Origin of the sequence: Roseococcus sp. SYP-B2431, assembly GCF_004336745.1 — a bacterium.
Classification (GTDB): Bacteria; Pseudomonadota; Alphaproteobacteria; order Acetobacterales; family Acetobacteraceae; genus Roseococcus.
This window is the reverse complement of the sequence record NZ_SJXD01000022.1, coordinates 381,892-406,502: the sequence shown is the minus strand read 5'-3', so window position 1 is coordinate 406,502 and position 24,611 is coordinate 381,892. Positions and strand designations below refer to the sequence as shown.

At 70.9% G+C, this 24,611-nt stretch carries 23 protein-coding genes and 1 other RNA gene; 7 read left to right on the top strand and 17 right to left on the bottom strand.

Annotation, left to right across the window (positions count from 1 at the left end):
• Positions 1-62 precede the first annotated feature (62 nt).
• The 6 genes from EJV46_RS09920 to EJV46_RS09895 form a co-directional block, all read right to left on the bottom strand.
• Positions 63-1,097, bottom strand: a complete 1,035-nt coding sequence (locus EJV46_RS09920; RefSeq protein ID WP_131548463.1) for an ABC transporter permease — start codon at positions 1,095-1,097, stop codon at positions 63-65.
• Positions 1,094-1,822, bottom strand: a complete 729-nt coding sequence (locus EJV46_RS09915; RefSeq protein WP_131548462.1) for a DUF3891 family protein — start codon at positions 1,820-1,822, stop codon at positions 1,094-1,096. Before EJV46_RS09915 ends, EJV46_RS09920 begins: the two co-directional genes overlap by 4 nt.
• Positions 1,823-2,021: 199 nt before the next feature.
• Positions 2,022-3,122 carry a microcin C ABC transporter permease YejB gene (locus tag EJV46_RS09910; RefSeq protein ID WP_131548460.1) on the bottom strand — a complete coding sequence of 367 codons (1,101 nt, stop codon included), beginning with the start codon at positions 3,120-3,122 and terminating at the stop codon, positions 2,022-2,024.
• A 109-nt stretch (positions 3,123-3,231) separates the two neighbouring features.
• Positions 3,232-5,058 carry an extracellular solute-binding protein gene (locus tag EJV46_RS09905; RefSeq protein ID WP_131548458.1) on the bottom strand — a complete coding sequence of 609 codons (1,827 nt, stop codon included), beginning with the start codon at positions 5,056-5,058 and terminating at the stop codon, positions 3,232-3,234.
• A 45-nt stretch (positions 5,059-5,103) separates the two neighbouring features.
• A complete protein-coding gene (locus EJV46_RS09900) occupies positions 5,104-5,880 on the bottom strand; it encodes an inositol monophosphatase family protein (protein ID WP_131548456.1) in 777 nt (258 codons plus the stop codon).
• Positions 5,881-5,890: 10 nt separating this feature from the next.
• A complete protein-coding gene (locus tag EJV46_RS09895) occupies positions 5,891-6,424 on the bottom strand; it encodes a cytochrome c family protein (RefSeq protein ID WP_131548454.1) in 534 nt (177 codons plus the stop codon).
• A 142-nt stretch (positions 6,425-6,566) separates the two neighbouring features.
• On the opposite strand from EJV46_RS09895, the gene EJV46_RS09890 reads away from it, so the two are divergent.
• Both EJV46_RS09890 and EJV46_RS09885 read left to right on the top strand, forming a co-directional pair.
• Positions 6,567-7,295: a 3-deoxy-manno-octulosonate cytidylyltransferase gene (locus EJV46_RS09890; RefSeq protein ID WP_131548453.1), complete on the top strand. Its 729-nt coding sequence runs from the start codon at positions 6,567-6,569 to the stop codon at positions 7,293-7,295.
• A 105-nt stretch (positions 7,296-7,400) separates the two neighbouring features.
• Complete coding sequence (locus EJV46_RS09885; protein WP_131548451.1) at positions 7,401-8,252, top strand: prephenate dehydratase; 852 nt, start codon at positions 7,401-7,403, stop codon at positions 8,250-8,252.
• A 23-nt stretch (positions 8,253-8,275) separates the two neighbouring features.
• Here the strand turns inward: EJV46_RS09885 and cysE are convergent, their stop codons facing one another.
• Genes cysE through EJV46_RS22765 form a run of 4 tightly spaced genes read right to left on the bottom strand, consistent with a single transcriptional unit; the run spans position 8,276 to position 10,611 of the window.
• Positions 8,276-9,154, bottom strand: a complete 879-nt coding sequence (gene cysE, locus EJV46_RS09880) for a serine O-acetyltransferase (RefSeq protein ID WP_131548450.1) — start codon at positions 9,152-9,154, stop codon at positions 8,276-8,278.
• Between the two features lie 60 nt (positions 9,155-9,214).
• Positions 9,215-9,505, bottom strand: coding sequence for a phosphoribosylamine--glycine ligase (locus tag EJV46_RS09875; RefSeq protein ID WP_165585451.1), 291 nt, complete (start codon positions 9,503-9,505; stop codon positions 9,215-9,217).
• The gene (nudC, locus tag EJV46_RS09870; protein WP_131548447.1) at positions 9,502-10,425 is read right to left on the bottom strand and encodes an NAD(+) diphosphatase; all 924 of its coding nucleotides are present in this window, start codon (positions 10,423-10,425) and stop codon (positions 9,502-9,504) included. Before nudC ends, EJV46_RS09875 begins: the two co-directional genes overlap by 4 nt.
• Positions 10,426-10,470: 45 nt before the next feature.
• A complete protein-coding gene (locus EJV46_RS22765) occupies positions 10,471-10,611 on the bottom strand; it encodes a hypothetical protein (protein ID WP_165585450.1) in 141 nt (46 codons plus the stop codon).
• Between the two features lie 212 nt (positions 10,612-10,823).
• Between EJV46_RS22765 and ffs the strand changes: the two genes are divergently transcribed.
• From ffs to recR, 4 genes are all read left to right on the top strand, one after another.
• An RNA gene (ffs, locus tag EJV46_RS09865) (signal recognition particle sRNA small type) lies at positions 10,824-10,920 on the top strand.
• Positions 10,921-10,944: 24 nt separating this feature from the next.
• Positions 10,945-12,864, top strand: coding sequence for a DNA polymerase III subunit gamma/tau (locus EJV46_RS09860; RefSeq protein ID WP_131548445.1), 1,920 nt, complete (start codon positions 10,945-10,947; stop codon positions 12,862-12,864).
• Positions 12,865-13,188 (top strand): YbaB/EbfC family nucleoid-associated protein, encoded by a 324-nt coding sequence (locus EJV46_RS09855; protein ID WP_131548444.1) that lies wholly within the window; start codon positions 12,865-12,867, stop codon positions 13,186-13,188.
• A 16-nt stretch (positions 13,189-13,204) separates the two neighbouring features.
• On the top strand, positions 13,205-13,789 hold the full coding sequence (recR, locus tag EJV46_RS09850; protein ID WP_131548442.1) for a recombination mediator RecR: 585 nt from the start codon (positions 13,205-13,207) through the stop codon (positions 13,787-13,789).
• Between the two features lies 1 nt (position 13,790).
• Here the strand turns inward: recR and EJV46_RS09845 are convergent, their stop codons facing one another.
• The 7 genes from EJV46_RS09845 to rpe form a co-directional block, all read right to left on the bottom strand.
• Positions 13,791-15,119, bottom strand: a complete 1,329-nt coding sequence (locus tag EJV46_RS09845) for an aspartate aminotransferase family protein (protein WP_131548440.1) — start codon at positions 15,117-15,119, stop codon at positions 13,791-13,793.
• Between the two features lie 37 nt (positions 15,120-15,156).
• On the bottom strand, positions 15,157-16,395 hold the full coding sequence (locus tag EJV46_RS09840; protein WP_131548439.1) for a NupC/NupG family nucleoside CNT transporter: 1,239 nt from the start codon (positions 16,393-16,395) through the stop codon (positions 15,157-15,159).
• Entirely contained in the window at positions 16,392-17,837 is a 1,446-nt protein-coding gene (locus EJV46_RS09835; protein ID WP_240782492.1) for a DNA recombination protein RmuC, read from the bottom strand. The genes EJV46_RS09840 and EJV46_RS09835 overlap by 4 nt, the downstream gene beginning before the upstream one ends.
• A 121-nt stretch (positions 17,838-17,958) precedes the next feature.
• Positions 17,959-19,536, bottom strand: coding sequence for a bifunctional phosphoribosylaminoimidazolecarboxamide formyltransferase/IMP cyclohydrolase (gene purH, locus EJV46_RS09830; protein ID WP_131548437.1), 1,578 nt, complete (start codon positions 19,534-19,536; stop codon positions 17,959-17,961).
• A 10-nt stretch (positions 19,537-19,546) separates the two neighbouring features.
• Positions 19,547-20,656: a glycosyltransferase family 4 protein gene (locus EJV46_RS09825; RefSeq protein WP_131548741.1), complete on the bottom strand. Its 1,110-nt coding sequence runs from the start codon at positions 20,654-20,656 to the stop codon at positions 19,547-19,549.
• Positions 20,657-20,720: 64 nt separating this feature from the next.
• On the bottom strand, positions 20,721-22,358 hold the full coding sequence (locus EJV46_RS09820; protein WP_206020759.1) for a heparinase II/III family protein: 1,638 nt from the start codon (positions 22,356-22,358) through the stop codon (positions 20,721-20,723).
• On the bottom strand, positions 22,358-23,014 hold the full coding sequence (gene rpe / locus EJV46_RS09815; protein ID WP_131548436.1) for a ribulose-phosphate 3-epimerase: 657 nt from the start codon (positions 23,012-23,014) through the stop codon (positions 22,358-22,360). Before rpe ends, EJV46_RS09820 begins: the two co-directional genes overlap by 1 nt.
• Before the next feature lie 288 nt (positions 23,015-23,302).
• Between rpe and EJV46_RS09810 the strand changes: the two genes are divergently transcribed.
• Entirely contained in the window at positions 23,303-24,568 is a 1,266-nt protein-coding gene (locus EJV46_RS09810; protein ID WP_131548739.1) for a glutamate-5-semialdehyde dehydrogenase, read from the top strand.
• Positions 24,569-24,611: the final 43 nt, after the last annotated feature.

Below are 24,611 nucleotides of genomic sequence, written 5' to 3'. Positions count from 1 at the left end.
CATTGGCGCGGCGAAGCCAAGGCGGCGGAGCCGCCGCCCGGCGTCTGAGGGCACAAGAATGCTCAAGAACGCTGCCCCCCGGGCAGCTTTCTTGGATCGAAGGCGTCGCGGATGCCCTCGCCGATGAAGATCAGCAGCGTCAGCACGCCGCCCAGCACCGCGAAGCCCGTGAAGGCGAGCCAGGGCGCCTGGAGGTTGTTCTTGCCCTGGCTCAGCAGCTCGCCCAGCGAGGCCGAGCCGGGAGGCAGGCCGAAGCCGAGGAAGTCCAGCGTGGAAAGCACCGTGACGGATCCCGAAAGGATGAAGGGCAGGAAGGTCAGCGTCGCCACCATGGCATTGGGCAGGATGTGCTGGAACATCAGTCGGCCGTCCGAGACGCCCAGTGCCCGGGCCGCGCGCACATAGTCGAGGTTGCGGCCGCGCAGGAATTCCGCGCGCACGACGCCGACCAGGCCCATCCAGGAGAAGAGCAGCAGGAAGAGGAGCAGCGTCCAGAAGCCGGGCTCGATCACGCTGCTCAGGATGATGAGCAGGAAAAGCTGCGGCAGGCCCGACCAGATCTCGATGAAGCGCTGGAAGAGCAGGTCGGTCCAGCCGCCGTAATAGCCCTGCACGGCGCCCGCGAGGATGCCGATGACCGAGGCGAAGAGGGTCAGGGTAAAGCCGAAGAGCACCGAGATGCGGAAGCCGTAGATCACCCGCGCCATCACGTCGCGGGCCTGGTCGTCGGTGCCCAGGAGGTTCTTCCAGGTAGGCGGCGAGGGCGCAGGCACCGTGAGCCCGGTCACGACCGAGGCGTAGCTGTAGCGGATGGGCGGCCAGATCACCCAGCCGCGCTGCTCGACCTCGCGCATGAATTCCGGGTCGTGCCAGTCGGCCTGGGTGGGCAGGCCGTCGGGGACGATGTCGCTTTCGGCGTATTCGATAAGGACGGGGAAGCGCCAATGACCGTCCACCTGCGCGACGAGCGGGCGGTCGTTGGCCAGCAGCTCCGCGAAGAGGGTCAGGATGAAGAGGATCGCGAAGATCGCGAGCGAGATGGCGCCGCGCCGGTTGGCGCGGAAATTCGCGATGCGACGCCGGTTTAGCGGACTCATGCCTGCGTCAGCCGGAACCGCAGCGGGAGGCGTGGGGCCTCGGCGAGGCCCGACCGCATGTCCCCGCTGTCCCGGTAGCGCGGCTTCAGGCGCAGCGCCTCGGTCTCCAGCGTGATCTCCGGCACCGAGAGCGGCCAGGGGTCGAGGATCGCCTCGAAGGGGCCGGTCCGCTTCAGCTTCGTCTCGCCGCAGTCGAAGGGATCGCGGCCCCAGCAGAGGCCGAGCGCGATCGCGTCCACCAGCGCCACCTTCCGGGAATTGGCGGCCACCTGGGCCTCGCCCACGCCCAGCCTTTCGGCCAGCGCGGCGCTCCAGGCTTTCTCGCGCTCGATATAACCCTGCATGGCGCGGAGGCTGTCGTCGCCCGGCGCCATGCGCTGGTGCTCGATGCCGAGCCGATAGATGAAGGAGCCGTGCCGCAGGACCAGCAGCCCGGCCCAGAGGCCCCAGCTCGCCAGCGCCAATCGCACGCCGGATTCCCAGAGGGGCACATGCTCGGTGCCGGAGAGGTCGTTGAAGGCGCGCGGCAGGCCGGTCCCGGCGTCGAACTCCGGATCGGCCTCCCAGCGCATCCAGCCGCAGTCGTGCTGCGCGGCGGCGGTGACGACGGGCTCGAAGGGGTCAGGCGGGTCGGCCAGCACGCGCATGAGCTGGCCGGAGAGGACGGCATGGGCGGGCTGCGGCGTGGCGATCACGCTGCCGTCTTCCTGCTTCCAGAGGATCATCTTGCGTCCTGCCCGACGAGCGCAGCGAGGAGGATCGGCAGGCCGCGCATCATGCGTCCTGCCCGACGAGCGCAGCGAGGGGGATCGGCAGGCCGCGCATCATGCGTCCTGCCCGACGAGCGCGGCGAGGAGGATCGGCAGGCCGCGCATCATGCGTCCTGCCCGACGAGCGCGGCGAGGAGGATCGGCAGGCCGCACATCAGCGTCTTGCCTCGAAGTCGATGCGCGGATCGACAAGCGTGTAGGTGAAGTCGCTCACGACCTGCATCACCAGCCCGAGCAGGGTGAAGATGTAGAGCGTGCCGAACATCACCGTGTAGTCGCGCCGGATCGCGGATTCGAAGCCGAGCAGCCCGAGACCGTCGAGCGAGAAGATGATCTCCACCAGCAGCGCGCCCGTGAAGAGGATGCCGATGAAGGCCGAGGGAAACCCCGCGATGATGATGAGCATGGCGTTGCGGAACACATGGCCATACAGCACGCGATGCTCGCCCGCGCCCTTCGCGCGCGCGGTCAGCACGTATTGCTTGTTGATCTCCTCCAGGAAGGAGTTCTTGGTCAGCATCGTGAGCCCGGCGAAGCCGCCGATGACCAGCGTGATGGTGGGCAGCACCATGTGCCAGGCATAGTCGATCGCGCGCTCCCAGAAGGGCCAGGCCTCGCTGCCGGAGGAGGTGAGCCCGCGCAGCGGGAACCACTGGAAGAAGCTGCCGCCGGCGAAGAGCACCACCAGCATGATGGCGAAGAGAAAGCCCGGGATCGCATAGCCCACCAGCAGCACCGCGCTGGTCCAGAGGTCGAAGCGTGAGCCGTCGCGCACCGCCTTGCGGATGCCGAGCGGGATGGAGATCAGATAGACGATCAGCGTCGACCAGAGGCCGAGCGAGATGGAGACCGGCAGCTTCTCCAGCATCATCGTCCAGACCGGCCGGTCCTGGAACAGCGAGCGGCCGAAGTCGAAGCGCAGATAGCCCCAGAGCATCTCGCCGAAGCGCACATGGGCCGGCTTGTCGAAGCCGAAGGCGCGCTCGATCTCGCGCACCACGGCGGGGTCGAGGCCGCGCGCGCCGCGATAGGTGGAGCCGCTGCCCTCGGAGCTGGAGGAGGAGGATGGCTGACGCACCTCGCCGCCGCCCTCGCCCGTGAGGCGGCCCAGCGCCTGCCCCTGGCCGCGGATCTCCGCGATCATCTGCTCCACCGGCCCGCCGGGCGCGAACTGCACCACGGCGAAGTTGATGAGGATGATGCCGAACAGCGTCGGCACGATCAGCAGCAGGCGCCGGAAGAGATAAGCAGCCACGGCTAGGCCGCGATCGCGGGGCGGCGCCCGCCGCCATCGCGCAGCGGCGCGCGCCGCGCAGCGTGAAGGGGCGGCGCGGAAGCTCCGCGGCGCGTGTATCGCTGACGCATCAGAGTGTCCGCCTGGCCTCGGCCAGCGCCCGGTCGAGCGCCGCGTCGATCCACCAGGTGTCGAAGCCCAGACCGTATTTCGGATTGCGGGCCGGCCGGCCGAAGCGGTTCCAATAGGCGATCCAGAAGGCGCGCAGATGCCATTGCGGGATCACGAAGGCGCCGTTCAGCAGCACCCGGTCCAGTGCCCGCGTGCGAGCGAGCAGCTCCTCGCGGTCCGGCGCGTGGATCACCAGCTCCACCAGCGCATCGATCACCGGCGAGCAGATGCCGGCGATGTTCTGCGAGCCGTTCTCCTGCGCCTTCGCACAGGTGAAGAAGTCGCGCTGCTCGTTGCCGGGCGAGAGCGATTGCGGGATCACATCCACCGTCATGTCGTAGTCGAAGGCGTCGGTGCGGACCTGGTACTGCGCCGGATCCACCGTGCGCACCCGCGCCTCCACGCCCAGGCGCTGCAGCCACTGTACATAGGGCAGCGCGATGCGCTCGAAGGTGGGGCCGTTCAGCAGGATCTCGAACTCGAAGCGCTGGCCCTGGGCATTCACCAGCCTCCGGTCGCGGATGGTCCAGCCGGCCTGCCGCATCAGGTCGAGGGCGCGGCGCAGACCGTCGCGGTTGTTGCCGCTGCCGTCGGTCCTCGGCAGACGGGATTCCACGGTGAAGACCGTATCGGGCAGCTGCGAGCGGAAGGGCTCCAGCACCGCGAGCTCCTTGCCCGCCGGCAGGCCGGAGGAGGCGAGCTCGCTGTTGGAGAAGAAGCTCGCCGTGCGCGTGTAGAGCCCGTTGAAGATATTGGCGTTCAGCCATTCGAAGTCGAAGACCTGGCCCAGCGCCTCGCGCACCCGCGCATCCTGGAACAGCGGGCGGCGCAGGTTCATCACGAAGGCCTGCATGCCGGTCGGCCGCTCGTGGCGGATCTCGTCCCGCTTCACGAGGCCGCGGCGCACGGCGGGGAAGTCGTAGCCCGTGGCCCAGTTGCGCGCGGTGTTCTCCGTCCGGAAGTCGATCTGGCCGGCCTTGAAAGCCTCGAAATCCACGGTGGTGTCGCGGAAATACTCGTAGCGGAGGACATCGAAGTTGTTGAAGCCGCGCTTGCTGGGCAGGTCGCGCGCCCAGTAGTCGTCCACGCGCCGGTAGACGACGCTGCGCCCCGGCTCGAAGCGCTCCAGCCTGTAGGGGCCGCTGCCCAGCGGCACGTCGAGCGAGGGGCGGGAGAAGTCGCGCCCCTCCCACCAGTGCTTCGGCATGACCTGAATCTGGCCCAGGATCAGCGCCAGCTCGCGATTCTCGTTGCTGCGGAAGCGGAAGACCGCGCGGCGCGGGCCGTCGGCCACCACCTCCGTCACATCGGCCCAATAGGCGCGGTAGAAGGGCCGGCCCTGGGTGCGGAGGGTGTCGAAGGTCCAGACCACGTCGTCGGCCGTGACCGGACGGCCGTCGTGCCAGCGGGCCCCGTCGCGGATTTCGAAGGTGACGCCCATGCGGTCGGCCGGGAGCTCGATCGCGGAGGCGAGGTGCGCGTATTCCGTGCTGGCCTCGTCCGGGCTGTCGATCAGCAGGCTGTCATAGATGTTCACGATCCCCGGATCCGCGGTGCCGCGCAGGATGAAAGGGTTGAAGCTGTCGAAGCTGCCGAGCCGCGTCAGCGCCACCTCGCCGCCCTTGGGGGCATCGGGGTTGGCCCAGGGGAAATGCGGGAAGTCCGCCGGCAGGGCCGGCTCGCCGAGGAGCGAGAGCGCGTGGGTGCGGATGACCTCCTGGCTCTGGCCCGAGGCGGCGAAGGGAACCAGGCCGAAGCCCGCGGCGAAGAGGTCACGGCGTTTCATGCGGGACAGATTGGGGGAGGCCCCCTCCCAGGACAAGTTTTCCCGTCAGCCGAGAAGCCTCGCGATCTCGGGCAGCAGGGCCGGATCGCCCACGGCGATCACGTCGCCGCGGCTCTCCAGGGTGAGGGTCTGGCCGCGCCAGTCGGTCATGCGGCCGCCGGCACCCTCGACGACGGGGACCAGCGCGGCCCAGTCCCAGGGCTTCAGCGTGGTCTCGACCACGGCGTCGAGCAGGCCGAGCGGGATCAGCCCGTAGCTGTAGCAGTCGCCGCCCCAGGTGACGCGCCGGGCCGCGTTGCGGACCTTCCGGAAGCGCTCGGCCTCGCCGGCCGGGAACATGTCGGGCGAGGTGCAGGAGAGTTCCGCCACCGAAAGGGATTCGCAGGCCCGGGGACCGATGGTCCCGCCGAGGGGGCTGCGGAAGGTGGTGCCCTGGCCGGCCACGCCCAGCCAGCGCTCGCGCGTCACGGGCTGGTCGATGAGGCCTAGCACCGGCTCGCCGCGATGGAGCAGGCCGATCAGCGTGCCGAAGAGGGGGCGGCCGGTGAGGAAGGCGCGGGTGCCGTCGATGGGGTCGAGAACCCAGAGGTATTCCGCGTCACCGCGCTCGGTGCCGTATTCCTCGCCCATGATGCCGTGGGTCGGGAAGCGTTCGGAAAGGAAGGCGCGCAAGGCGCGCTCGGCCGCGCGATCCGCCTCGGTGACGGGGGAGGCGTCGCCCTTGGCCTCGACCAGCAGGGCGGAGCGGAAGAGCGGGCGGATGATCCCGCCCGCCAGGTCGGCGGCGGCCTCGGCCGCCCCGACGAAGGCGGGATCGATCATGCGTCCCGGATCAGGGCAGCGGCGCCGGATTGGCCGAGAGGCTGCGCAGGAAGGCGATCAGGTCGGCCCTCTGGGCGGTGCTGTTCATGCCGGCATAGGCCATGCGCGTCCCGGGGATGGCGCGGGCCGGGCCGGCGATGAAGGTGTTCAGCGCCTCGTAGTCCCAGGGCTGGTCGCTCTTGGCCTTCATGCCGGCGCTGTAGTTGAAGCCCGCGACATGGGCGTGGTTGGCGCCGACGATGCCATAGAGGTTCGGGCCCACGCCGGAACGGCCGCCCTCGTTGAAGGTGTGGCAGGAGCCGCAGACGCGGCCGGCGATGGCGCGGCCGTTGTCGGCATTGGCCGCCGCCAGCACGGGCCCGATCGGCTCCAGCGCGGCCGGTGCCGCCGCTGGCGCAGCGGTCGGTGCCACGGCGCCCAGGGTGATCGCCGGCTCATGCAGGCGGTGCGGCTTGACCAGCTGGCTGCCGACGACGCCCGCGCCCATGAATACGATGCCCGCGGTCAGGACCGCCGCGAACCCCTTGTTGAACTCCAGGCTCATGCCTAGCAGACCCTTCCGAGCGAGGGGCGCCGGCAACGGCGTTTGCGCGAAGCCGGACCCTGACTTATTCGTCCTCCCCCATACAGGCGCCCGTGCCCTGCATCAACCGCCCCCGCGTGAGCGAATCCCTGGATTTCGAACAGTGAACCCCATCGTCATCATTCCGGCCCGCATGGCCGCGAGCCGGCTGCCCGGCAAGCCGCTGGCCGACATCGCCGGCCGTCCGATGGTCGCCCATGTGCTGGACCGCGCGCGCGAGGCAGGCATCGGCCCCGTGGCGGTCGCCGCCGGCGAGGCCGAGATCGTTTCGGCGGTGGAGCAGGCGGGCGGCCGGGCGGTGCTCGTCGCCGACGACCTGCCGAGCGGCACGGACCGCGTCCAGCGCTCCCTGGCGCAGCTCGACCCCTTCGGCGCGCATGACGTGGTGGTGAACCTGCAGGGCGACATGCCCACGCTGGACCCTGCCCTGCTGCGGGCCGTCCTGAAGGGCCTGGCCGATCCGGGCACCGACATCGCCACGCTGGTCTGTCCCATCGCCGACGAGGTGGAGGCCGCCACCTCCTCCTTCGTGAAGGCCGCCTGCGCCTTCGACGGCGAGGCCGAGGTCGCGCCGGCCCTCTACTTCAGCCGCAATCCCATTCCCTGGGGGGACGGGCCGCGCTGGCACCACATCGGCGTCTACGCCTTTCGCCGCCCGGCGCTGGAGCGCTTCGTGACGCTGAAGGAATCCCCCCTGGAGCGACGGGAGAGGCTGGAGCAGCTCCGCGCCCTGGAGGCGGGCATGCGCATCGCGGTGACCCGCGTCGCCCATGGACCCTTCGGGGTGGATACGTCGGCCGATCTCGAACGCGCCCGCCAACTGCTCGGCTGAAGCAGGATCCGCCTCGCTGGATCACGCTTCGGCTTTCACTGAGAGGGCCATTCACCGCTTCGGCGATTCCGCCTCATCGGATCGCACTCTAGAAAGAAGAAAGTCATGTCCCAGACCATCGCCTTCCAGGGCGTTCCCGGCGCCTATTCCGACCTGGCCTGCCGCCACGCCTATCCCGGCTGGACGACCCTTCCCTGCCCGAGCTTCGAGGCGGCGATGAAGGCGGTGCGCGACGGCGAGGCCGACCTCGCCATGCTGCCTTGCGAGAACAGCCTGGCCGGCCGGGTGCCCGACATCCACCGGCTGCTGCCGGATTCCGGCCTCTCCGTGATCGGCGAGCATTTCGAGCGCGTGGAGCACTGCCTGCTGGCCCGCAAGGGCGCGACGCTCGCCACGATCCGCAAGGCGCACAGCCATCCCGTAGCGCTGGGCCAGGTGCTCAAGATCCTGAAGGAGCTGGACCTCACCCCCGTCATCGAGGCCGACACGGCCGGCGCGGCGGAGATGATCGCGAAGAACGGCACCATGGAGGACGCGGCCATCGCCAGCGAGCTGGCCGCCGAGATCTACGGCCTGGAAATCCTGCGCCGCAACGTCGAGGACGCGCTGCACAACACCACGCGCTTCTACGTGATGACGAGGGAGCGGCGGCTGGCGGCGGCCAGCGAGATGCTGAACCCGGTGACGACCTTCGTCTTCCGCGTCCGCAACATGCCCGCGGCGCTCTACAAGGCGCTCGGCGGCTTCGCGACCAATGGCGTGAACATGACCAAGCTGGAGAGCTACATGCTCGACGGCAACTTCACCGCGACGCAGTTCCTCTGCGACGTGGACGGGCATCCGGACGAGCCGCATCTGTTCCGCGCCCTGGAGGAACTGCGCTTCTTCTCGCGCGAGCTGCGGATCCTGGGAACCTATCCGGCCAGCCCGTTCCGCTTGGCGCATGAGGGCGTCTGACGTCCGCCCCGGCGGCGAGTCGCTCAGTCCCCGGTGATCGCAACCTCGCCTTCGGGCAGCCCATGCTCCATGGTCAGCGCCGGCAACCCGCGATGCCGCCCGACCGGCCGCGCCGGCACGCCCACCACGGTGGTGAAGGGCGCCACATCGGCCAGCACCACGCTGCCCGCGCCGACCTTGGCGCCCTCGCCGACCCGGATATTGCCCAGGATCTGAGCCCCCGCGCCGATCAGCACGCCGCGCTCCACCTGCGGATGGCGCTGGCCGCACTCCTTGCCCGTGCCGCCGAGGGTGACGCCCTGGAGGATCGACACGTCGTCGCCGACCGAGGCCGTCTCGCCCACGACCAGCCCGGTCGCATGATCCAGCATCACCCGGCAGCCGAAGCGGGCCGCGGGGTGGATGTCGACGGCGAAGACCTCCGAGGCCCGCGCCTGGATGTGCCGGGCCAGGTGCGGCCGGCCTGCCTGCCAGAGCGCGTGTGCCACGCGATGCGCCTGAAGGGCCAGATAGCCCTTGAAATGCAGGAAGGGGGTCAGGAGGTCCGGGCAGGCCGGGTCGCGGTCCTGAACCGCAAGGAGATCGGCCGTCGCGGAATTCACGACCTCCGGCCGGTCGAGGAAGACCTCGCGCGCCACGTCGCGCAGGGCGGCCGCGTCCAGCTCGGCGTCGCCGAGACGGGTGGCGATGCGCGCGGCCAGCGCCTCGGCGAGGCAGGCGTGAGAGAGCACGGCGCGGCTCACCGGCCCCGCCATCAGCCGGTCGGCCGAGGCAAGGGCCGCGGCCTCTTCCACGATGCGCGCCCAGAGGCGGAGGGAGGGGGTCGAGGCGGCGGTGCAGGGATGCCGCAGGACGGCGCCGAACTGGTTCTTCGCCGTCTGATTGTTCGCCGGCTGGGTCATGGGGCGCTCCTCCGCGCCTGTGAGATGGCGCGGCGCAGGTTTTTCACCAGGGGCCGAAGCCTAATCGATCCGGCGCACCGGTTCCACGCCGCCGCCGACGGGCCGGCCATGGGCCCGGAGGCAATTGTCGTAAGCCTCGCGCAGCGCCACGTTCCGATCCGACTGGACCTGCCGCATATTGGCGTAATTCTCGAAATTCGCCTCGCGCGAGACGATGCGGACGTCACGGGAGCTCGTCGCCTCGGCGCGGCACTGGTCGTCCGTCATGACGGGCGGCGCGGTGATGGGCACGAGGCCGGTGCAGCCGGCGAGGGCGAAAGCGAGCATGGGGGCGGGGAGAAAGCGCTTCATGCCGCGAGCCAGTCCTCGATCAGGCGCCGCGCGATGGAATCCACCCGGGGCAGGGCGAAGCCATTGGCGGCCGGGTCGCGCAGCTCGGCCCGGCTGAACCAGCGGGCATCCTGCAGCTCCTCGGGATCGATGACGATCTGCTCGGTCAGCCCCTCGCCGTAGAAGCCGAGCATGATGGAGGCCGGGAAGGGCCAGGGCTGCGACGAATGATAGCGCACGAGGCCCACGGAGATGCCGGATTCCTCCATCACCTCGCGGCGAACTGCCTCCTCCAGGCTCTCGCCCGGCTCCACGAAGCCGGCCAGCGTCGAGTACATCTTTACATTGGGAAAACGGTGCGAATGGCCGAGCAGGCAATGGTCGCCGCGCACGACCAGCATGATCACCGCCGGGTCGGTCCGGGGGAAATGCTGGGCGCCGCAATGCGGGCAGGCCAGGGCATTGCCGGCGTTGCGCGGCTCCGTCCCGTTGCCGCAGACGCCGCAGAAGAGGTGCTTCACCCGCCAGTGCATGAGGCCGCGGGCATGAGCCAGCACGCTGGCCTCGCCCTCGGGCAGCAGGCCGGCGACGCCGCGCAGGTCGCTGAACGTCCCCATCTCGGGCGGCAGGAGGGGCAGCGGATCGTCCGTGCGGGAGCAGTCCACCGCGAAGACCGGGCGCTTCTCCCACAGGCCGAGGAAGGCCCAGGGGCCGCCGGCCATGCGGACGGCCTCGGCGCCCGCGCGGCTGAGCAGCACGGCCTCGGGGCGGCCCTCCTCCAGGCCGCGCATCAGGCTGCGGGAGCGCCAGACGGGCACGAAGAGCGCCGCGTCGTCGGCGAGCTGGGCGGCGATGAACTCCGCGTCGTCGCGCTTGCCCGAGAGCCGGTCGAGCGGGCTCCCGGTGTAGACGTTCTCGCGGCTGGCAGGGATCATGAGCATGGCAGCAACCTGCCATGCTCCGCCTTGCCCGCCAACTGAGGGGTCTCAGGGGGCGAGGAAGTACCAGGCGAGGGCGAAGGCCGGGATCACCAGGCACAACCCGCCGATCAGGACCCAGCGGGTCATGTTCACGGGCTGCCCCTGTCGGGCCTCGGTCGCGGTGAGGGCGGGCTTGTGATCGCTCATGCCGGAGCAACGCCAGGCTTCCGGGAAGGTTTCCGCCGGACGGCCGTGCCTTTCGCTTCCTCCGGCGGATGGGCCTCCTATGGCGGATTGGCGGAGCCGGAAGCCCGCCGGGGCGGAAACCTCCCGGATCCGGAGCCATTCGCCTGGCGCGGAGGGCGGATGATCCCAACCCCCCCATGCAACGGCGCGGGGGGCGTGCTATATGCACTCCCGGAAGGTCGGCGCGGACGGGCTCCTCGCCAACCCGGTCAGGTCCGGAAGGAAGCAGCCGTAACGGGTTCTTGCCCGGGTCGATGTCGGCCTTCCACCTTGTGCTTCTCCTTGGCGCGGACGATGCCCAGCGATCTGATCGGCGACATCGGCCCCGAGGGGGTCCTCGAGGAGGGTATCCCCGAGCCGCCTCCGCCCGAGGGGCCGGGCCTTTTCGGATTCGACGAGCCGGCGGTGGACCCTGTCGGCGTCGGGCCCGGTCCGGCCGTGGCGCCGGTGGCCGTGCCGGTCGCGGCCAAGCCGACGCCCTATCGGGTGCTGGCGAGAAAGTACCGCCCGCAGAATTTCGACGACCTGATCGGGCAGGAGGCACTGGTCCGCACCCTGCGCAACGCCTTCGCGCGCGGCCGGGTGCACCACGCCTTCCTGCTGACCGGCGTGCGCGGCGTGGGCAAGACGACCACGGCGCGCATCATCGCCCGCGCGCTCAACTGCATCGGCGTGGACGGTAATGGCGGGCCGACGGCCGATCCCTGCGGCGCCTGCCCCGAATGCGCGGCCATCCTCGCCGACCGCCACCCCGACGTGATCGAGATGGACGCCGCCTCCAATCGCGGCATCGACGATGTGCGCGAGCTGCGCGAGGCGCTCCGGTTCCGCCCGGCCCAGGGGCGCCAGAAGGTCTTCATCCTGGACGAGGTCCACATGCTGACGGAGCAGGCCTTCAACGCCCTGCTCAAGTCGCTCGAGGAGCCGCCGCCCAGCATCACCTTCATCCTGGCCACGACCGAGCTGAGGAAGGTGCCCATCACCATCCGCAGCCGCTGCCAGGTGTTTTCCCTCAAGCGCGTGCCGGAGGAGCGGCTGCGCACGCATTTCCGGGGAATTGCCGGCCAGGAGGGCGCCGAGATCGAGGAGGGCGCGCTGGCCATGCTGGCCCGCGCCGCCGACGGCTCGGTGCGCGACGGGCTGTCGCTGCTCGACCAGGCGATCGCGCTGGCGGGCGAGGGCGGCGGCGTGGCAGCCGAGAGCGTGCGCGACATGCTGGGCCTCGCCGACCGGGCCCTGGTTTTCGACGTGCTGGATGCGGTGCTCTCGGCCGACCTGCCGACCGCGCTGCGCCGCATGGACGAGGCGCATGAGCGCGGCGCGGACCCCGCGACCATCATGAACGACCTGCTGGAGCAGGTGCACATGCTGACGCGCTTCGCGGCGATCCCCGCGCTGCGCGAGGATGCCGGCATCCCCGAGACCGAGCGCGTCCGCGGCGCGGCCCTGGCGCAGAAGCTGTCCGTGCCCATGCTCACGCGCGCCTGGCAGATGCTCCTCAAGGGCATTGAGGAGGTGCTGGCCGCGCCCGATCGCCGCGCCGCGGCCGAGATGGTGCTGATCCGCCTGGCCCATGTCGCCGAGATGCCCACGCCGGGCGATATCCTGAAGCGGCTGGAATCCGGTGGCTCCGTCGCCTCCGGCTCGCCCGGCCCGGCACCGAATGGGGGCGGCCTTCGCGCGATGGCGGGCGGGGGGGCGATCATGGCCGCCGAGCCGGCGCCCCTCGTCGAGGCCCTCCCGCAGCCCACGGCCTGGCGCGAGGTCGTGGCGCTGGCCTCCGGTTCGCATGCGCTGCTGCACGCGCATCTCCTGCACGACGTTCATCCCGTGCGCGTGGCGCCCCGGCAGGTCGAGATCCGGGTCCGGCCCCAGGCGCCGCGCGACCTCGGCGCGCAGCTCGCCGCCATGCTGGAGGCGAAGACCGGCGAGCGCTGGACGATCGCGCTCTCCAATGCCGGGGGCGAGCCGACTCTCGCCGAGCAGTCGCGCAGTGCCGAGACCGATCGGCGGACCAGCGCGCTGAACCATCCGCTCGTGCAGATGATCCTGCAGGAGTTCCCCGGCGCCACGCTCGATGCCGTGCGCGACGAGAATGTCGACGCCTACGGGCTGCTGCCGGTCCAGGCGCAGGAGGAGCCGGATCTTCCGGACTTCGCGCCGCCCGACGCCGAGCCGGCGGGCTTCGACCCCGATATCCCAGAGGAGGATTGATTGAAGAATCTCGGCAATATGCTGAAGCAGGCCCAGCAGATGCAGACCAAGATGGCGGAGATGCAGGCCAAGCTCGAATCCACCGAGGTCGAGGGCCAGGCCGGCGCCGGGATGGTGAAGGTCCGCCTGACCGGCAAGGGCGACCTGCGGCGCATCTCCATCGACCCCTCGCTGATGACCGCCGACGATCGCGAGGTGCTGGAGGACCTCATCGTCGCCGCGCATGCCGACGCGAAGCAGAAGGTCGAGGCCACGATGGCCGAGGAGATGCAGAAGGCCACGGCCGGCATGTCCCTCCCGCCGGGGCTGAAGCTGCCCTTCTGATCGGTCCCTTGCGGCGATGCGGCCCAACGACCCCGTCGAGCATCTGATCGCGCTGCTGGCCAAGCTGCCCGGCCTCGGCCGGCGCAGCGCGCGGCGCGCGGCCCTGCGGATGCTGATGGAGCCGGAGAGCCGCATGCTGCCGCTGGCCGATGCGATGCGCGCCGCGGCGGCGGCGGTGAAGCCTTGTTCCAACTGCGGCAATCTGGACGCCGCCAACCCCTGCCACATCTGCTCGGACAACCAGCGCGACCAGGGGCTGATCTGCGTGGTGGAAGGCGTGGCCGAGCTCTGGGCGCTGGAGCGCGCGCAGGCGCATCACGGGGCCTATCACGTGCTGGGCGGCACGCTTTCGGCGCTGGGCGGCGTGGGGCCGGACGAGCTGGCGATTCCGCGACTGCTGACCCGCGCGGCGGGGGCCCGCGAGATCATCCTGGCGCTGCCCGCGACCGTGGAGGGCGCGAGCACGGCGCATTACCTGGCCGAGCGGTTGGAATCCACGAAAGTGCCGGTGACGCGCCTGGCGCAGGGGGTGCCCATGGGCGGCGCCCTCGACGTGCTGGACGACGGCACTCTGGCCGCCGCCTTCAAGGCGCGGCGCTGAATCAGCCGGCCAGCGCGGCCTCTACCGCATCGCCGAAACGCTCGACGATCATCTCCACCTCCCCGGCGGTGACGGTATAGGGCGGCGCGAGGATCACGTGGTCGCCCTGCAGCCCGTCGATCGTGCCGCCCATCGGGTAGCAGCCGAGGCCGCGCGCATAGGCCTCCTTCTTCACCCGCTCGTTCATCTTGAGCTTGGGGTCGAAGACGGCCTTGGTGCCGCGGTCCTGCACCAGTTCGATGGCCCAGAAGAGCCCGCGGCCGCGGATGTCGCCGATGTTGCGGTGGTTGCCCAGGCGCTCGGTCAGCCGCTGCTCCAGCAGCGCGCCCATTGCCTGGACATTGCCGAGCAGGCCGTCCCTGGCGATGACCTCCTGCACGGCGAGGGCCGCGGCGCAGGCCATGGGATGCGCCTGGTAGGTGTGGCCGTGCATGAAGCCGCCCGACCCGTCGCGGATGGCGGAGATGACCTTGCCCTGGGCCAGGATGCCGCCGATCGGCTGGTAGCCGCCGCCGAGGCCCTTTGCGATCACCTGGATGTCGGGGACGATGCCCTCCTGCTCCCAGGTATGCATGGTGCCGCAGCGGCCCATGCCGGACATCACCTCGTCGAGGATCATCAGCGCGCCGTGCCGGTCGCAGACGGCGCGCATGGCGGGGAAGTAGCCGGGCAGGGCGGCGACGCAGCCGAGCGTGGCGCCCACCACCGTCTCGGCGCAGAAGGCGATGACGTTGTCAGGGCCGAGGCGCTGGAACTCCGCTTCCAGCTCGTCGGCCAGGCGCTGGACGTAGTCGGCGTCGCTCTCGTGGTCGGCGCGGTCGCGATAGGCGTAGCAGGCCGAGACGTGGCTGAAAGCGGGGCTCAGGATCGGCGCATAGGGTGCGCGGCGCATGGCGTTGCCGCCGGCCGAGAGCGCGCCGAGCGTGTTGCCGTGATAGCTCTGCTTACGCGCGATGTAGTGCTTGCGCTGCGGCTGGCCGATCTCGACGAAATACTGCCGCGCCATCTTGATCGCGGCTTCCATCCCCTCGCTGCCGGAGGAGATGAAATAGGCATGCGTCAGCCCGCCCGGCGCGTGGCCGACCAGCATGTCCGCGAGCTTTTCCGCGCTCTCGCAGGAGAAGAGGGCCGTGTGGGCGTAGGTCAGCTTCTCCAGCTGCGCGCGCATGGCGGCCAGCACATGCGGATGGCCATGGCCGAGGCAGGCGACGGCGGCGCCTCCGGAGCCGTCGATCACCTCGTGGCCCGACGCCTCGCGCAGCCAGATCCCCTTGCCGGAAACGGCGATGGGCGGATCGGTCATGAGGCTGCGATGGACGAGGTTGGACATGGCACGCTCCGGTTGTTGCCGGCAGCGTATCCCGGGGTTAGGGCGGCGTCAGCACCCCGACCGCCGCGCCGAGCATGCAGCAGGCGATGGTCCCCGCCGCCAGCGCCGGCAGGCCGAGGGAGACGATCTCCGCGCGGCGCTCCGGGCACATGGTGCACATGCCGCCCAGCATGATCCCGACGGAGCCGAAATTGGCGAAGCCGCAGAGCGCGTAGGACAGGATCAGCCGTGTCCGCGGCGACAGCGCCTCGCCGCTGCTGCGCGCGAAGTCGAGATAGGCGACGAACTCGTTGATCACGAGCTTGATGCCGAGCGACTGGCCCACGACCTGCGCCTCGGCGGCCGGCGTGCCCATGGCCCAGGCCAGCGGCCAGAGGACCCAGCCGGCGATCTGCTGCAGCGTGATGCCCAGGATGGGCTGGACGATCTCGTTGCCCAGCGCCACCAGCGCCACGAAGACCACCAGCGCGGCCATGATGCCCAGCAGCAGCTGCAGTCCGTCGGAGGTGCCCTGGACCAGCGCCTCCATGCTGCTGGAATAGAGGCGTGGCGCTTCGGCCTCGCCCTCGGTGATGCCGGTGGAGGGGATCATGAGCTGCGCGGCCAGGACGGCCGCCGGCGCGCCCATCAGCGATGCCGTGAGCAGCTGCCCCGCCGCATCCGGCACGAGGGAGGAAATCAGCAGCGCATAGACCACCAGCATGTTGCCGGAGATGGTCGCGAGGCCCGCGACCATGACGACGAAAAGCTCGGAGCGGGTGAGGCGGCTCAGCCAGGGGCGGATGAGCAGCGGCGCCTCCACCATGCCGACGAAGACGTTCGCCGCGACGGAGAAGCCGGCCGCGCCGCCGAGGCCAAGGCAACGCCGCAGCGCGATCGCCAGGATGCGCACCACGAAGGGCAGCACGCGCCAGTGGTAGAGCAGCGCGGAGAGCGCGCCGACCAGCAGCAGGATCGGCAGCGCCTGGAAGAAAAGGATGAAGCTGGCGCCCGGCGCCGTCTCGGCATAGGGCAGCGGCGCGCCGCCGAGATAGCCGAAGACCAGGGAGGTGCCGGCCTGGGTCGCGCGCGCCAGCGCGTCCACCGCGCGGCCGAAATAGGAAAAGGCGGCGCGCAGCGGCGGAATGTTCAGCAGCAGCGCGGCCAGGCCGATGGTGCCGACGAGCCCGCCGATGACAGCGCGCCAGGAGACATGCCGCTTGCAGCCGCCCAGGACCCAGCACAGCAGGCACAGCAATACGAGGCCAAGCGCCGATTGCAGCTGGGGGAGGCTCACGCCTCCTCGTCCTCGGCGATCTCCTGCTCGATCTCGAAGATCTGATCCACACGCTCGCCCGGCAGTGTGTCCATGCCGCGCAGCTTGCGCGTGATGGCGCGGGTGCGGACCTGCGCCCTGCCGATGGTGTTCGCCACGGTGCCCACTTGCTTGCCGAGGGAACTGAGCACGCCATCCATCTTCGACATCTCCGCCTTCGTGGCGGAGAGCAGCTCGCGCACCGATTCCGCATTCTTCGACAGCGCGAGCGTGACGTGGCCGAGCTGGATGGTCCGCAGCAGCGCCGGCAGCAGCGTCGGCCCTAGGATGAGCACGCGGTGCACGCGGCCGACATCGTCGATCAGGCCGGGGATGCGCGCGACCTCGGCGTAGAGGCCCTCGGTCGGCAGGTACATCACGCCGAACTCCACCGTGCGCGGCGGGCAGATGTACTTCTGCGCGATCTTCTGGGCCTCGCCGCGGATGCGGTTCTCAAGCCCCTTCCGCGCGGCGATTTCCGCGATCGGGTCCGCGATTTCCCAGGCGGCCAGCAGGCGCTCGTAATCCTCGATCGGGAATTTCGCATCCACCGGCAGCAGCACGCGCTCGCTACCCGACATCGGCATGACCACGCAGAACTCGACGGAGTCCGAGCTGCCCTCGCGCAGCCGGACATTCACCTCGTACGAGCCCTCGGGGAGGATGTCGTCCAGCAGCGCCTTCACCTGGGTCTCGCCCCAGCCGCCGCGCGTCTTCACATTGCCGAAGAGCCGCTTGATGTCGCCGATCTGCGCCGTGACGGCCTGCACGTCGCCCATCGCCTTCTGCACGGCGGTGAACTGGTCGATAACTCGCTGGAAGCTCTCGTTCATCTGCTTCTCGACGGCGCTGGCGAGCTGCTCATTCACGCTCTTCTGGATCTCGGCGAGGCGCTTCTCGCTGTTCTCGCGCATCTCGGTGAGCTTCTTGTCGAGCACGTCGCGCGAGCGCGCCGTCTCGGCGCTCATCGCCTCCTGCGTGGCTTTGGCGTCGGCCGTCAGGCGCTCGAGCAGCGACGTCTGCATCACGGCGAGCGATTCCGCCTGCTTCAGCATCGCCGCGTTGACGGCCTTGGTCTGAGCGGCCGTCGTCTCCTGCGTGAGCGCCGCGCCGGCGGCGAGGCGGTCGAGCAGCGCCCTCTCCGTTGCGGCCAGGGATTCCGTTTGCTTGAGCATGGCCGCGCCGAGCGCCCTGGTCTGCTCGGCGGTGAAGCCGGAAAGTTCCAGCGAGAGCTCGGTCTTCTGGCGCGCGATGTCGCCGGCCAGTGCTTCCTTCGTCGTCGCAAGCGCCGCCGCCTGTCGCTCCTGACCGGCCTGGAGCAAAGGCAGGGTCGGATCCCCGGGCGGCCGCCGCGTCAGCAGCACGGCCAGCACCGCGAGCAGCAGCAGGACCACGACTCCGAGCAGCGCCGCTTCCACCGTCATCGTCCGAACCCGCCCGTCAACCGCATCGGCGCAGTATGAGCACCAAACCGGATTCGCTGCGAAGACGCTGCGGAAACCTCCGGGAACCGGGCCGCGGGGCGGCCGGCGCCCGAGGGCCGGATCAATGCCGGAAGTGCCGCATGCCGGTGAAGACCATGGCGAGACCCGCGGCATCCGCCGCCGCGATCACCTCGGCGTCACGGATGGAGCCACCCGGCTGGATCACGGCCGTCACCCCCGCCGCCGCCGCCGTCTCCAGCCCGTCGGCGAAGGGGAAGAAGGCGTCGGAGGCCACGACGCTGCCCCTGGCCAGCGGCTCCGGCAGGCCGGCCGCCTTGGCCGCGGCCTCGGACTTCCAGGCGGCGATGCGGCTGCTCTCCACGCGGTTCATCTGCCCCGCGCCGATGCCCACCGTGGCCAGGCCCTTGGCGTAGATGATGGCGTTGGACTTCACGTGCTTGCAGACGCGGAAGGCGAAGAGGAGATCGGCGATCTCGGCCTCCGTCGGCGCGCGCTTCGTGACCACCTTCAATGTCTCGGCCGTGACCCGGCCGCCGTCGCGCGACTGCGCCAGGAAGCCGCCCGCCACGCTCTTGAAGAACAGGCCGGGCGCCGCCGGGTCGGGCAGGCCGCCGGTCAGCAGCAGGCGCAGGTTCTTCTTCTTCGCGAAGACGGCCTGCGCGGCCTCGTCGGCGTCGGGGGCGATCACCACCTCGGTGAAGATGGCCGCGATCTTCTCGGCCGCCGCCGCGTCCAGCTTGCGGTTGGCGGCCACGATGCCGCCGAAGGCCGAGACGGGGTCGCAGAGCAGCGCCTGGTCCCAGGCGGAGGCCAGGTCCGCGCCCTCAGCCACGCCGCAGGGATTGGCGTGCTTCACGATGACGATGGCGGGCTTGTCGAACTCGGCGAGGCATTCATAGGCGGCGTCGGTGTCGTTGAGGTTGTTGTAGGAGAGTTCCTTGCCCTGCACCTGCCGCGCGGTGGCGACCCCGGCGCGGCTCTCGCCGCTCAGGTAGAAACCTGCCTGCTGGTGCGGGTTCTCGCCGTAGCGGAGCGTCTGCCTGAGGAGGCCCGCGACGGCGAGGCGCGGCGGGAAGTCCTGGCCGAGCTGCCCGGCGAACCAGCCGGAGATGGCGGCGTCATAGGCCGCGGTGCGGGCATAGGCGGCGGCCGCCAGCTCCTTGCGCAGCGCCAGCGAGGTGCCGCCGGCCGCCTCGATCTCGGCGGTGACGCGGGCCAGATGCGCCGGCTCGGTGCAGACCACCACGCCCGAAAAATTCTTCGCGGCGCTGCGGATCATCGCCGGCCCGCCGATGTCGATATTCTCGATGCAGTCCTCGAAGGCGGCGCCTTTCGCGACCGTCGCCTCGAAGGGGTAGAGGTTCACGGCCACCAGATCGATCGGCGCGATGGCGTGCTGCTCCATCTGCGCGAGGTGCGAGGCCTCGTCGCGCCGGCCGAGGATGCCGCCATGCACCTGCGGCACCAGCGTCTTCACGCGGCCGTCCAGGATCTCCGGGAAGCCCGTATGCTCGCTGACGTCCTTCACCGGCACGCCGGCGTCGCGGATGGCCTGGGCCGTGCCGCCGGTGGAGAGGATCTCCGCGCCCCGCGCCGCCAGGAAGCGGGCGAATTCCACGATCCCCGTCTTGTCGGAGACGGAGAGCAAAGCGCGGCGGATGGGGAGGGCTTGGGTCATGGGGCGTCCATCATAGCCCGAGCAGGTCCAGAGTGCGGTCCACGACGACCTGCTCGGTGAAAAGGGAGCGGGCGCGGGCCAGGCCCGCTGCGCCCATCCTCTGCCGCAGGCCGGCGTCGCCCGCCAGCCGCGCCAGCGCATCGGCGAGGCCCGAAACCTGCATGGGAGGCACCAGATAACCCGTCTCTCCGGTCACCACCTGCTCGCGGCAGCCACCGATATCCGTGGCGACGACGGGCAGGCCGGTCAGCATCGCCTCGATGATGGACATGGGCAGGCCCTCGAAATGGCTGGGCAGGGCGAAGATGTCGGCGGCCTGAAGCCAGCGGGGCACGTCGTGGCGGTAGCCGAGCAGGCGCAGCCGCGGCCCCAGCGCCTCGGCGGCCCGCGCGAAATGCGGCGTCAGATCCTCGCCGTGATCGCTCGGCAGCCGCTCGCCGACCACCCAGAGATGCGCGCGGGGCACCCGCTCCATGGCCTGGAGCAGCTCCGGCCAGCCCTTGTGGCGCACGAGGCGGGAGATGCCGATGACCACGCAATCCGCGTCGCCCAGGCCCATCTCGGCCCGCAGCGCGGCGCGGGCCTGGGCGTCGGGATGGAAGATCGCCGGGTCGCGCCCATTGCCCGTGGCCGTGGCGCCGCGATGAATCCGGAGGCGCCGCGCGTCCCGCGCCTCCTCCTCGGAAACGGTCAGGAAGGTGTCGGTCATCCGCCCGCCGAGCCACTCCACGCCCAGCGACAGCCCCCGCCGCCAGACCGGCCCCGGCTGGTTGAAGAGGAAGCCGTGGCAGGTATAGGCGATGCGCGGGACGCCCTCGGCCCTGGCCGCCGCGCGGGCCAGGAAGCCCGAGATCGGCATATGCGCATGGACGAGATCGAAGCGCTCCTCCCGCAGGATCCGGCGCAGTTCCCGGAAGGCCGGCAGGTGCGAGCGCGGGTTCAGGCTGCGCGCCATGGGCACGGGAAGGATCCGGAACCCCTCCGCCCGCGGCACGTCCAGCAGCGGCCCCTCCGCGCTGATCCCCACCACCTCGTGCCCGCGCGCGCGGGCGCCGCGCATCACCGGCAGCAGGAAGTGGCGAAGCGAGAAATCGACGTTGGTGAGCTGAAGAACCTTGATGGGAGCAGCCTTTCCGAAAGCGTGATCGGCGTCTCCGGCGTTTCCGCCGGCGACGATCACGCTTCTAGCCGTCGGCCGGCGTCTCGCTGGGGCTTCCGCCGGAGACCACGCGGCTGATGGCCCATTGCACCGTCTCCGCCTCGCCGTCCGAGGTCAGGACGATCTGGTTCGTCCGGCGCGGATCGGCGGCGAAGTAGATGCTTTCCTCCAGCTCCACCCGCGCGCCGCGCGCCCGGAAGCGCCAGCCCTGGCCGCCCGGCAGCCGCATGAGCACGCCGCCCTCCTCCTCCTGCAGCACGGCGGTCACGCCCGGATGCAGGTGGAAGCGGATGGTCCAGGGCACGGCCGGGCCGGGGAAGGGCTCCAGCGCGTCCTCGCCACGGAGGTCGTCGCCCGTCTCGGAGAGGTAGAGGCGGCGGCGATGGATGACGCCATGGGTGCGGCGGTAGCCGTCATGCCCGGCCTCGAGCCACTGGGCGCCATTGGCCTCCTGCCGCTCGATCTCCACGCGCTCGGGATGGCGGCCGAGGCCCTCGTCCTTGAGCTCGCTGCTGTTGGTGTCGGCGAGGATCAGGGTGGAATGGGCGGCGGTCCCGCGCAGCGCGTCGCGCCAGCCGGCCTCGGCGGCCGGGGCCGCGCCGCAATTCACGATCAGCCGGTCGCGCCCGATCGACATCTCGAAGGAGAGCGTGCCGGCATGCGCCCCGCGATCGGCCCCGCGCGGCAGGCCCGAGGCGGGGTCGGGCGCGCGGCCCGGCGGCGGCGCGCCGCAATCGGCGATGACGAGCGTCCGGCCGGCCGCGAGGCGGTGGAAGCCCGTCTCCTCCAGCAGCATGGGCGCCCGGCCCTTGGCCTGGCCCTGGGTCAGCACGACGTCGACCAGGGCCGGCGCCTCCTCGCGCGTGCCGTTGAACAGCGCCAGGGCCATGTCGCCGTGGCGGAAGAGGCGCAGCGCCTGGCCGGCGCGGTCCAGCGCGGTGGAAAGCTGCGGGGGCGAGTTCACGCCGCAGCCGTTCAGCAGGTTGCGGATCTCGATGAGGTCCTGCAGGGCCAGGAGCTGCGCCGCCGGGCTGCGCTCCACATGGCCGCCATCCGGATGGAACTGCCGCTCCAGCTCGCCGGGCAGGAACCGAAGGGCCCGCGTGAGCCAGGCCTCCTCCTCCAGGGCCACGGCGGCGGCGATGGTGCCCTTCAGCACCACCAGCGCTCCGCGATGCGCGGCCTCGGCCGGCAGCGAGGCCGAGATCGCCCGCCCGTCCTGCGCCATCCTCTGGAGCAGGGCACGCCGGAAGCCGTCCTCGGCGGTGGCGGCGAGAAAGTCCCAATGGCCGAGCCAGGCGGAGATGCGGGCTGCGGCCACCTCGGGCGCCATGGCCATGGGATCGGCGGCGCCGCGGGCCAGCCAGTCCTCCGCAAGGTCGCGCGCCTTCACCCGGGCGGCGTCGGTGCCGAGCATGCGCAGGTCGCGCAGCCAGGCGAAGCCATGGGCGGCCTGGCGCCAGGGCGTCGGGCCGGCGGAGGGGCCCCATTCGTCGAGCTGGCGGGCGCTGCCGCTCACCTCGAACTCGCCGCGCAGCAGGCGGGCGCCGCGATTGGCGTCGCCGGGCCAGAGGTCGCGGAAGACGCGGGCCGGCGCGTCCGGCACGCGGATGGGCTTGAGCCTGGAGAAGAGCTTGCGGGCGTTGCGGATCATGTCGGACATCAACGCCCTCCCTTCAGCGCGGTGATCGCCGCCGCGTAGTCCGGCGCGCCGAAGACCGCCGTCCCCGCCACCAGAACATCCGCGCCGGCCGCGATGCAATCAGGAGCTGTCTTCGCGGTGACGCCGCCATCCACCTGGAGTGCGATCTCCCGGCCGGTGGCATCGATCATCCGGCGCAGGGTGGCGATCTTGGAGAGCTGGCCGGACAGGAAGGACTGGCCGCCGAAGCCCGGATTCACCGACATCACCAGGATGAGGTCCACGAGGTCCATCACATGGGCCAGCACCTCGACCGGCGTGCCCGGGTTCAGCACCACGCCCGCCTTCTTCCCCAGGGCCCGGATCGTCTGGAGGCTGCGATGCAGGTGGGGGCCCGCCTCGGGATGGAGGCTGATGAGATCGGCCCCGGCCTCGGCGAAGGCGGCGAGGTAGGGGTCCGCCGGCGCGATCATCAGATGGACGTCGAAGGGCATCCTGCTGTGCGGCCGCAGGGCCTTGATGAGACCCGGGCCGAAGCTGATGTTCGGGACGAAATGCCCGTCCATGATGTCAAGGTGCAGCCAGTCCGCGCCGCCCTGCTCGATGGCGCGCACCTCCTCGCCCAGACGGGAGAAATCGGCGGCGAGCAGGGAGGGGGCTATGCGGATATCGGGCATCGGTCCTTGGGGGAAGGCGTGACCCTTGGACCTAAACCATTCCCCACCCTCTGCAAACCTGTGGCGTGGCTGGCGGGGGCGCCGGTTCCCGATCCGCGCTCGCCCGGCGAGCTGGCGGCCGCCATCCGCACCGAGACCGCACGCTGGGCGCCCATGGTCCGGACGAGCGGCGCGACGCCGGAGGGAGAGGCGGCCACGGGTCTCAGAACCTGACGCGCGGATGCTGGCGAAGGTTGCCCCGCGGGCCTATGTCCTGGGAAGGAGAACCCGAAAGTGAGCGCCCTCACCATGAACGTCCTGGCCGACGACACCGCCACGCTGCTCGACACCGCCGCCCGCGCCGCCCGCGCCGCGGCGGGCCCGCTCGCGCGCGCCGGCCGACCGGCCAAGGACGCGGCGCTGCGCCATGCCGCCGCCGAGATCCGCGCCCGTTCCGCCGGGATCCTCGCCGCCAATGCGGCCGACCTCGCCGCCGCGCCCGGCCTGACCTCCGCCTTCCTGGACCGGGCGACCCTCACGCCCGCGCGTGTCGAGGCCATGGCGCAGGGCCTCGACGAGATCGCCGACCTGCCCGACCCGGTCGGCCGCACGCTGTCCGAATGGACGCGGCCCAACGGCCTGCATATCCAGCGCGTCGCGCAGCCGCTCGGGGTGATCGGCATGATCTTCGAGAGCCGCCCCAACGTCACCGCCGATGCCGGCGCGCTCTGCCTCAAGGCGGGCTCGGCCGTGCTGCTGCGCGGCGGCAGCGAGAGCGCCCGCTCCGCCCGTGCCATCGCGGACTGCCTGCGCGCCGGCCTGCGCCAGGCCGGCCTGCCCGAGGATGCGGTGCAGCTCGCCCCCACGCAGGACCGCGCCTTCGTCGGCGCCATGCTGCGCGCGGCGGGGCTGATCGACCTCATCATCCCGCGCGGCGGCAAGGGCCTGGTGAACCGGGTGCTGGAGGAGGCGCGGGTGCCCGTCCTCGCCCATGCCGAGGGGCTTTGCCACACCTATGTCCACCGGGCCGCCGATCCGGAGATGGCGCGGCGCATCCTGATGGACGCGAAGCTGCGCCGCACCGGCGTCTGCGGCGCGACCGAGACGCTGCTGATCGACGCGGAGGTCGCCCCGGCCCTGCTGCCCCTGCTGCTGGGCGACCTCGCCGCCGCCGGCTGCGCCTTCCATGCCGATGCGCGGGCGCGGGCGATCATGCCGGTCCTACCGGCCGCGACCGACGAGGACTTCTCCACGGAATGGCTGGACGCGGTGCTGAACGTCGCCGTGGTGGACGGGGTGGACGGCGCGCTCGCCCATATCCGCCGCCACGGCAGCGAGCACACCGAATGCATCGTCACCGAGGATGCCGCGGCGGCGGCGCAGTTCCTCGACGGCATCGATTCCTCGGTGGGGCTGTGGAACGCGTCGACCCAGTTCTGCGACGGCGGCGAGTTCGGCTTCGGGGCGGAGATCGGCATCGCCACGGGGCGGCTGCATGCGCGGGGCCCGGTCGGCCTCGAGCAGCTCTGCACCTTCCGCTACAGGATCACCGGCACAGGCCAGATTCGGGGCTAGGCGCGCCGCGCTGTTGATGCGGCCCGGCAACAGGCTAGTCTCT